This window comes from Jatrophihabitans sp. (genome assembly GCF_036000465.1).
Lineage (GTDB): Bacteria > Actinomycetota > Actinomycetes > Mycobacteriales > Jatrophihabitantaceae > Jatrophihabitans.
In genome coordinates this window covers 1-8,947 of sequence record NZ_DASYFV010000049.1, presented here as the reverse complement: position 1 = coordinate 8,947, position 8,947 = coordinate 1, and the positions used below count along the sequence as shown (strand labels likewise).

Annotated in this window: 6 protein-coding genes; 1 reads left to right on the top strand and 5 read right to left on the bottom strand. The window is 71.2% G+C overall.

Annotated elements, in window-relative coordinates; all coding sequences use genetic code 11:
- A partial coding sequence (locus tag VGN18_RS16100; RefSeq protein ID WP_327540726.1) for a RecB family exonuclease occupies positions 1 to 791 on the top strand: 791 nt, incomplete at its 5' end.
- 148 nt (positions 792 to 939) lie between these two features.
- On the opposite strand, the gene VGN18_RS16095 is transcribed toward VGN18_RS16100, so the two are convergent.
- The 5 genes from VGN18_RS16095 to mobF form a co-directional block, all read right to left on the bottom strand.
- A complete protein-coding gene (locus tag VGN18_RS16095) occupies positions 940 to 2,067 on the bottom strand; it encodes an alkaline phosphatase family protein (protein ID WP_327540725.1) in 1,128 nt (375 codons plus the stop codon).
- The gene (locus VGN18_RS16090) at positions 2,064 to 2,729 is read right to left on the bottom strand and encodes an HAD family phosphatase (RefSeq protein ID WP_327540724.1); all 666 of its coding nucleotides are present in this window, start codon (positions 2,727 to 2,729) and stop codon (positions 2,064 to 2,066) included. The genes VGN18_RS16095 and VGN18_RS16090 overlap by 4 nt, the downstream gene beginning before the upstream one ends.
- A 29-nt stretch (positions 2,730 to 2,758) precedes the next feature.
- Entirely contained in the window at positions 2,759 to 3,868 is a 1,110-nt protein-coding gene (locus VGN18_RS16085; RefSeq protein WP_327540723.1) for a tyrosine-type recombinase/integrase, read from the bottom strand.
- Between the two features lie 51 nt (positions 3,869 to 3,919).
- Entirely contained in the window at positions 3,920 to 4,132 is a 213-nt protein-coding gene (locus VGN18_RS16080; protein WP_327540722.1) for a helix-turn-helix domain-containing protein, read from the bottom strand.
- A 146-nt stretch (positions 4,133 to 4,278) separates the two neighbouring features.
- A complete protein-coding gene (gene mobF, locus VGN18_RS16075) occupies positions 4,279 to 7,971 on the bottom strand; it encodes a MobF family relaxase (protein WP_327540721.1) in 3,693 nt (1,230 codons plus the stop codon).
- Between the last annotated feature and the right edge of the window lie 976 nt (positions 7,972 to 8,947).

Sequence of the window (8,947 nt, the reverse complement as noted above, 5' to 3'; positions counted from 1 at the left end):
CGCTGCTCTACCGCTTCCGCTGCGTCGACCGCCTGCCCGAGACGCCGTCGCGGGCCGCGACCCGCGGCACGATGGTGCACGCGGTGCTCGAGTCGCTGTTCGACCTGCCGGCCACCGAGCGCACCCTCGAGGCCGCGCGGGACCTGTTGCCGGGCGCCTGGGAGCGGGTGCGGGCCGAGGAGCCCGAGGTCGACACCTTGTTCGACACCGACGCGGACGGCACCGACATCGCGGCGTGGATGGACTCCGCCGCCGAGCTGCTGGGCAACTACTTCCGCCTCGAGGATCCCGCCCGCCTCGAACCCGAATCGCGCGAGCAACTGGTCGAGGTGATCGTCGAGGGCGTGCGCCTGCGCGGCTACATCGACCGCGTCGACGTCTCCCCGGCCGGCGACCTGCGCGTCGTCGACTACAAGACCGGCGCCTCGCCGCGCGAGGCGTTCGAGGGCAAGGCGCTGTTCCAGATGAAGTTCTACGCGCTCGTGCTGTGGCGCACCCGCGGCATCGTGCCCCGGCAGCTGCGCCTGATGTACCTCGCCGACACCGACACGCTGAGCTACACCCCCGACGCCGAGGAACTGGTGCGGTTCGAGCGCACCCTGATGGCGATCTGGGTGGCCATCCAGCGGGCGCTGCAGACCGGCGACTTCCGACCGAACCCGAGCCGGCTCTGCGAGTGGTGCGACCATCACGCGCATTGCCCCGCGTTCGGCGGCACTCCCCCGCCGTACCCGCAGCTGCCGGTGCTCACCGACCCGCGCGACGACCTGCCCAAACCGGCCGCGCCGTGACCTCAGGCCGCGGGCACGCTCGTCGGGGTCGCTCGCGGGGGTGACGACGCCGGGACGGCCCGGACGTGGATGGTGTCGACGTAGGAGAGTTCGCTCGTCGAATGCGCCGCCGCACGTGATCAGGTAGCGGGCCTCCAGCGGCGGGGGCTCAGCGGCGCAGCGCGATCAACGGAATGGCCGTCTCGGCCGGCGTGGCCGCACCGTGGTAGCCGACGAGCTTGGCCACCATCGCCGGCTCGTGCGCGGTCGCGAGCACCACCGTGTCGTCGCGACTCACGGTGACGACGTCGCCGATGCGAGGCAGGTGTTCCGGCCGGACGGGTCCGAACCAGCCGGCGGCCACCGCCTCCTCGCGCGACATCACCAGCGTGCTGTCACCGAGCACCGCGCGCCAGGCGGCGAGCACGTCGTCGGTCGCGCCCGGCTCGGTGTGCAGGTAGCGGGCCCGCGGCTCACCGGCCACGACCCGCACCCCCGCGCGGAGCCGCGGGTCGGTGTCGAGGTCGAACCGCCGATCGGGCGGCACGTCCAGCCCACCGTGATCGGCGGTCACCAGCAGCACGGCGTCGGCCGGCAGCCGCTCGACGATCTGGGTGATGATGCGCGCGACGTCGCGCGCGGCCGCGCGCCACTCGTCGGAGTCGAGGCCGTGCAGGTGCAGCGAGGTGTCGAGCGCCGGGTGGTAGCCGTAGACGAGTTGCGTCCCGGCACTCACCTCCCGCAGCACGGCACGGGCGAGGCCGAGGCGGCGTCCGGTGCCGAGGTAGCGGGGCGCGCCGTAGGCCGCGGTCGACAACCCGCTGCCCGCGTAGTCCGCCGACGCCACGACGGAGGTGGTCACCGCCGCCGAGGCGTCGAGCAGCCGGGGTTGGGGCTGCCAGACCGACGGGTCCGGGTCGGCGCGCCACGCGATGTGGGTGAGCACCCGGTCCGAGCCGGGGACGTTGAGGGTGAAGCCGAGGATGCCGTGCGCGCCCGGCAGCGTGCCGGTACCGAGCGTGACCAGGCTCGTCGGCGTCGTCGACGGGAAGGCGCTCGCGAGTTCGCGCAGGGTCCCGGCCGTGCCGGCCACGATGTCGGCGAACAGCGGGTCGGCGTGGGCGGCTGCGGGCAGCAGGCGATGGCCCAGCCCGTCGACGAGCAGCACCACGACCTGCCGTACCGGGCCGATCGCGTCCGCGAGTCCGAGCGGGTCGGGCGAGCCCGTGCCGAGTGCTGCGAGCGCGCCCGGCAGCACGCCGGCCAGCGTGCCCGTGGGCGGGTGCGGGGCGGTCATGCCGGCGCGGGGCGGCGGCGTTCGCGCAGCAACCGGCGCAGGTCGTCGACGGTCAGGGTCTCCAGGCCGGGGACGATCGTGCGCCCCGGCCCGGCGGCGATCGGCACGTGGTGCGGCACGGCCAGCACGACACAGCCGGCCGCCTCGGCCGACGCGATGCCGGTGGGCGAATCCTCGATCGCGATGCACTGGTCCGGGGCGACCCCGAGCCGGGCCGCAGCCGTCAGGTAGGCCTCGGGGTGCGGCTTGCCGTCGGTGACCTCGTCGCCGGTGACGACGGTGGCGAACGCCCCCTCGGGCAGGTGATCGACGAGGGTGCCGGCCAGGCGCTGGTAGGACATCGTGACGAGCGCGCACGGAATGCCCGCCTCGCGCAGCCGGGCCAGCAGCTCGAGCGCACCCGGGCGCCACGGCATGCGCTCGAGCGATGCCGCGATCACGTCGTCCAGCAGGCGTTCGACGATGGTCGGCGGGTCCAATCGCACGCCCCCGACATCGCGCAGGTACTCGGCCGAGGTGAGCAGGGCGTTGCCGACGAGCGCGTGCGCGTGCTCGTCGCTCCAGGTGCCCCCGTACTCGCCGACCAGCTTGTACTCGGCGGCGATCCAGTACGGCTCGGTGTCGACCAGCGTGCCGTCCATGTCGAACAGGACGGCAGCCACGGTTTCCCCCGTATTTGCTGGGCTAGAGGTCACTGGGACCCTTCCTCGGTACACAACGGGTACACATGCGGGACGACGTGGCGCATGGTTTCGGCGATCGCATCGCGGCCGGCCTGCTCGTCGTCGGGCTTGAGATAGGCGTAGACGCGGTAGGTGATTTCCGGGCTCGAATGGCCCAGCCAGTGCGAGACGGCGACGACGGACACACCCCTCGAGATGAGACTGGCGCCGAAGTAGTGCCGGAGCGAGTGGGGCGACACGGTGAACCCCACGGCACGTTCGATGGCGTCGAACTCGTGCCCGGCCATCGCCTTGGTCAATGCGGTACCGCTGTTACCGCTGAAGACGAGGCCATCTCGGCGCGGGCGCAGTCGGATCTCCTCGGCGAGCGCGCTGAGGACGGAGTCGTCGGCCGGGATGTCCCGACGCGAGGAGCCCGTCTTCAGTTGACCCAGGTCGCCGCCCGGGCGCCGCTGCTGACGCACGTGAATCGTCCGGCGTAGGAAGTCGACGTCCTGGACACGGAGCCCGCAGGCCTCGCTGATGCGAAGGCCGGTGCCGACAAGCGTGATGACGAGCGTGCGGTGCGCGGATCGTGCGGCCGCAACGACCTGGGCGACGTCCTCGTCGGTCAGGTGCACCTCGCGTCGACGCGGTGCCGGCGGGCCCTTGACCGACTTCGCGGCGTTCGCCGGGACCAGGCCGTCGACGAGCGCGGCGTCGAGGATCTGGCGAACCTGACGCAGCACCTGGCCGACCGTGCCCGGCGCCATGGTCTGCGACCAGATGCCGACTGCTGACGCGACCGTGCTCGGCTTGATCGCCCCCACCGAGTACCGCCCGAGCGTCGGCAGGATGTGGCGATCGAGGACCGATCGCTTACGCACTCGCGTGGTGTCAGCCGCGAGCGTCGGCGAATAGGCCGCCCAGTGTTCCTCGGCGAACGTGCGGAACGAGATCGCCGCCCGCTTCGCGTCGACATAGCGGCCTGTCAGCTTGGCCGACTCGACGGTTGTGAGGTAGCGCTCAGCGTCGACGCGACGGTCAAATACCTTGACCTTCTGCTCGCCGGCTGGATCGCGGAAGCGCGCGTACCAGCGCACCTGTCCCTGACGAGTGCGCTTCTCGATACTCGCCACGAACTGATCCTCCTCGTCGCGTTCGGCCCTCTGCAGATTACGGGGGCAAGCTCACGGGGTGGACGTATCCGCAGCCTGGTTTTCGACCCAGGCGCGCAGGTCGTCGGTGCGGTAGACGACTCGGCGGCCGAGGCGGAAGCTGCGGGGTCCGGTGCCGAGGTGGCGCCAGTAGCGCAGGGTGGCGACGGGGGCGCGGAGCAGGTCGGCGGCTTCGGTGATGGTGAGCAGGTCGTGGGTGTCGCTGGGCTGGTGCTGCTGGGTCATGGTGGTCTCCGATCGTGGGGTGTGCGGGATGGCCTTCACTTGTTAAAGGCGTTCCGGTCGGGGCTCTCGCGCGCACGATGACCGAAATTGGTCGAGCAATTTGTGTCGCGGGTGTCGCCGCGTGTCGTGCAGTGCCGGTCTGTGCTTCAGATGCCGATGCCGCGGCTGGGAGCCGGTTGCGGGGTGTAGGGCTCGGGGCTGTGCACCGGTGCGCTGCGCCGATGGCCGGCGTAGCGGCTGGCGGTCTGGTGGGCGGCGCGGGTGAGAGCGACCTGGTCCTGGGCCTGTTGCTCGTCGCGCTGCTGTTGTTCGCGGTCGGCTGCCCAGGCGGCGTGTTCGGTGTCGAGGCGCCCGGGTGGCAGGGCGCGGATGGCGGGGTCACGTTCACTTCGTGTGACGGTGTGGTGCCGCTGGTCGAGGTCGGTTCTGGTCGCGGCGATGTCGCGGTCGAGCTCGGTCAGCTTCGCCTCTACTCTCGCGGGGTCGGCGGTGAGGGCGAACGGGCTGATCGACGCAAGCCTGTGGTAGCGCTGCTCGCGGGCGTCGGCGTCCGCGCGCGACGCCGCGGTCACCGCCGCGGCCGCCCGGTCGACCGCGGCTTGCAGGTGCCTGTGGTCGGGGTGGCGGCCTTCGGCGACCGTGCGGGCGTAGGCCTCAAGGTGCTTGCCGATGCTCGGCTGGTAGTTCTGGGCGGCGTAGCGGGCGATGGTGGTGGAGTGGGTGGGCATGTCGGGCAGGTAGGGCTGCCAGGTCATCGACCAGGCGGCGAGGTGTTCCTGGGCGCGGTTGACTGCGGCCAGCCGGAACCCGAGCCGACCGGGTCCGGCGTGCACGACCGTGGCCGCGGCGCGGGCAGCGTCACGGTGCGCATCCCACTCGCCCAGCAGCCGGTCGCGCAGCACGCTGGTGTCGTGCTCGATCGCGGCGCTGCTGGCCTCGAGCCTCACCACCGCTTCGTGGTGATCGTCGCGGGCGTGGTGCAGCGCGTCAGCGAAGCGATGGCGCGTCTGTTCGCCGCCGGCGCGGACGGTGATGATCTCGCGTAGCCGCTCGGCGAGCGGTTCGAGTTCGGCGAGCCGGTCACGGCAGTCGGCCTCCGCGCTCCAGGCCGCCCGCACATCCTCGAGCGCCTGCTCGACCGGGCGCGGGTGGGCGTAGCGGTCCGCCTCGAGGGCGGCGAGGTAGGCGGCGTGGCTGGGGCCGAGGTCGGCCCGGTCCCGGGAGAACGCCGTGGCCCACTGCTCCCGTGCGTCCTCGACCGACTCGGCGACGAGGTGGACGGTATTGCTCTGCCGGCCGCGGGTCATCCCGACGTAGGCCGACGCAGCGGAGGTGTAATCGCCGAGGAGCAGGTGGGCGTGGGTGACGGTGTCGCCCTGCACCCCGTGCGCGGTGGTGGCGTAGCCCAGCTCGACATGCCGCGCGACATAGCTGGCCCCCAACTCCCGCTCACCCCGGTGACAGCCGGTGACGCCCAGAAAACGGGCCTCACCCACCGCGCCACCCACGCCGTCGCGCACCCCGTCACCCATGCCGTCACCGAGGTGGGTGACGGTCCACGTATCGCGGTTCGCGATGTCCAGGCCGGTGTCGTTGCGGCGGGTCACTACGACGTCGTCGACTCCGATCCGCTCCCCCGCCGCCGTCGTCATCACACGGCGGTCATCGACCCGCCCGGTGGCGACGAGCCGCTCGCGGATGACGGCATTGAGTTCGGCCACCTGCTCACGGGTGTCGACCACGACCGCCGGCGGCGCCCCCTGGTCGGCGACCGCGTCGACGTAGGCGTCGGCGAGCGCGGCGAACCGGTCGGCGTCGCTGGGGTGCACCTGGACCTGTCCGCGCTCGAGCAGCGCGTTGAACACTGCGTCCGGGTCGTCGCCGGTGCGCATCGAGAGGCTGAGCTGTGCGTACTCGGTGTCCGCGACGGTGACCGTTGCTCCGTTCGCGTCGGTGTGGGCGCGGGTGAAGCGGTGCACCTCGTACAGGCTGAGGTGAGCGGCCGGGTCGACCCAGCGGGCGGCGAGGTCGAGCACGCCGCCACGGCCGACCGCGGCGAGCTGGTGCCGGTCCCCCACAAACGCCAACCGCACCCGATGCTCGTCAGCGAGGGTGAGCAGGGCGCGGGCGGTGTCCTGGTCCAGCATCCCGGCCTCGTCGACCAGCACCAGATCGTCGTGGGTGAGGACGGCGCGGGGGCTCGGCCCGTGGTAGAGGCTTCCGGTCGTGGGGTCGGTGTCGCCGACCTGCAGCCGTGCCCAGTGTCCGTCGCTGGTCCAGCGCCAGCCGTGCTGATGCATCAACCAAGCCACCGATGTCGCTACCGATGAGCCGGCGCTGCCGAGTTCGGCTTCGGCGACCTGTGCGGCCTTCAGCGTCGGCGTCACCACGACCAACCGGCGGTCCTGCGCCGTGATCTGGTCGCGGGTCGCGGCGAGGACGGTGGTCTTGCCGGCGCCGGCAGCTCCCTCGATCACGACGAGGCGCTGGTCGCCGGCCAGCGCGGCGACGACCCGCTGTTGCGCCGGGTCCAGGGGCCGGTCGCTTCCGGCGGGTGAGGCCAGCTCCCGCTCGCCGGCGGCCTGGACGCTGCGGTCGGCGAGGCGGGTGATGAGGTCGCCCTCGACCTGCAGGACGTGGCGTGAGGTGAGGGCGCGGATGTGTTCGGGGACGCCGGTGCGGTCGAGCAGCGGCATGCACAACGTCAGGGCGCGGGCGGTGATGTCTTCGGCGACCTCGAGCCGCACTGCGGGGTCGACGACCATGCCGAGGGCGACGAGCTGTTGTTCGACCTGGCCGCGCAGGTCGGCCGCGTTCCACCCCGACCGCGACGTCGCCACCACCCGCAGGACCTGTTCGGCGATCGCGTCGCGGTTGAGCCGACCGACGGCCGTCGACGTGAGAGTGACGGCCTGGTCGTATGGCCGGTAGCCGAGCTCGGCCAGCTCGGCCAGCCACCGGTCGTGCAACTCCGCGCCGGAGGTGGGGGTGACCTTGTCCGGACGCTGTTCGGCCCAGGCCCGTCGGTCCCACGCCTGCCGCAGCTTCGGTCCGGGTTCGCGGCCTGGGTTGACGGCTCGCCACTCGGCTTCGTAACGGTCGAGATGCCGGGTGATCTGCGCGGCGCGTTTGCTGAACGCCCCCACGAAAGGCGCCAACTCACGGATCTCCCCCGACGTCGAGTCGAGGGTGAAGCCGTGGCGGGCGAGCGCGGCCCGGAACTGCGGGTCGGTGGTCATGGCGGCGGTCCCGATGCCATTGACCGCATTCAGCGAGTCGCGGACGCCGACGGTGTGCAGACCTCGCCACCCGCCGGCGGCGAAGACGCGCGCGTTGACCTGCAGGTGCAGATGCCGGTGCGGGTCCCCCGCCCGCGACGTGTAGTGCCGCACCGTCACCGCCTCGAGGCGTTCGACGGGAACCTGCACCTGCCCGCCCCGCGGCCCCACCCGCGTCGTCGCATGCTGACCCAGCCAGCCGATCACCTGCGCCGCCGCTGCTTCCTGGGCGGCGTCATACGCCGCCGCGATGTCAGGGTGCAGCTCCGCCGCAAGCGACCACGACTTCGGCCCGTTCACTGTGACCTCGACGAACCGCACCCCTCGGGCGTCGGTCCGCAGCCGGCCGCGCGGCTCACCGGTGTCCGGGTCCAGCCCGGCCACCCACGCCTCGTACCCGTCACCGGCGAGCGGATCAAGCCGTACGACGTGCCCGTCGGCGTCGACGCTGAACCGCTCCGCCACCCCGACCCCTTCGGTGAGGTAGTAGTCATCGGCGCGGGACCGATCGGCCTCCACATAATTGCGCGCAGCCGCCGGCGAACCGATATACGTCTTCATGCCGCCGTGCAATTACCAACGCCACCCAACAACAACCATCGCATTTGTCGTTCCGGCTTTTAGGTCTACCGATATTGGTAGCATGCGTGCCGTCTCGAGTAAAGACAGGAAATGGCGAATCAAGTGATGGTTCGCATTGATTGCGAAATGACATGCGGGGCCGTGTTCAAGGGCTGGTTGCGTGGGACCTGGGTGGCCTCATAGGGGTGATAACGGTGTGCGTCAGGTACTCGAGGAGATCTCCGCGGCGAGCACAGAACTGCGCTGTCGGTCGAGGTTGTTCCGGGGATCGATCATCACGCGTCGCGGTTAGCGGATAGGCAAGCCAGGCATCGCCATGGGCAGCCCGGGGGCCCATTCCGATACCAGCATCGTGGCCACGATGTTGGGTACCTCACGGGCTCGGATAGCATCACGTTCGGTGCTCGCCAATGCACCGCAGCTGCGCGGTCACCGGATTAGCGCGCTTGCGCTACAGCTAGTGCACCACTCAGGTACGTGGCCCGCATTCGGTGACCTCAACCTCGGGATCAACTCATGCATTTGTTAAAGCGCAAGGAGCCCAGGTGTGAGCTCGCGGCGCGTCCTCAGTCGGTAGGTGGAACGATCGCGGCGTGACTGTTTCCAGACGAAAGATCCGCTCCATGGGCGGTCTTATCGCTGTCTCGGCCGCAGCCGGTTGCAGTCAGGCCGCCCGTGCAACTCGGGCCCGACAACGCCGACAACGCCGACAAAGCCACTCGAGGGTACGGCGTCATCGTCCACTCCGGCGAAGCCTGCGAGCACCTCAGCGGCGCCGCGCTCGTCGACCGCCGCACGCGCGACGCCCCGTACACCGGCTGTCGAATACGCGCACGGATCACGCTCGCGCAACCAGGTGGCGTTGACTTTTCACGGGGCGGGCGACCCGGCCATCGCCCGCGATCTGCTCGCGATCTTCGCCGCGCACCGGGCCAAGGTGACGGTGCTGGCAGTC